Source organism: Facilibium subflavum (assembly GCF_003574485.1).
In the GTDB taxonomy this organism is placed as follows: domain Bacteria; phylum Pseudomonadota; class Gammaproteobacteria; order Francisellales; family Francisellaceae; genus Facilibium; species Facilibium subflavum.
This window is the reverse complement of sequence record NZ_QLIT01000380.1, coordinates 1-529: the sequence shown is the minus strand read 5'-3', so window position 1 is coordinate 529 and position 529 is coordinate 1. Positions and strand designations below refer to the sequence as shown.

Annotated in this window: 1 pseudogene; it reads left to right on the top strand. The window is 31.0% G+C overall.

Annotated elements, in window-relative coordinates:
• Positions 1-346, top strand: a pseudogene (locus tag DNK84_RS14040) (signal recognition particle-docking protein FtsY); the annotation flags it as partial.
• Positions 347-529 lie beyond the last annotated feature (183 nt).

Genomic DNA, 529 nt, shown 5'->3' with positions numbered 1-529 from the left:
TACTGCCGGTAGACTACACAATAAAGATAACCTTATGCAAGAACTTAAGAAAGTTGTTAAGGTTATAAAAAAAGTCGATAACTCAGCACCTCATGAGGTTATGCTGGTTGTTGATGCAACTACGGGAGGTAACGCTCTTAGTCAAGCTGAAGCTTTCCATGAAATTGTAGATCTTACAGGTATAACAATAACAAAACTTGATGGGACGGCTAAAGGAGGAATTATTTTCTCAATTGCCAGAAAGCTTGGATTACCACTTAGATTTATAGGTGTTGGTGAGAAGATTGATGATCTTCAAGTATTTAATGCAAAAGATTTTACAAGCGCTCTTTTTAACTCTAATTAAATAACAAATTATTATTAAATCAACAATATATTTTTATTTTATTGATTTAATTTATGAAATATTACAAACTTTAAATAGACTTTGTTTATTTTGTGGATTTTGATGAGAAGAGGGATAACTTTACTCTTTATTCAGTTGATTGCTTCTATAGCATTTTTTATTGCCACCGTAATTATAGCTAGG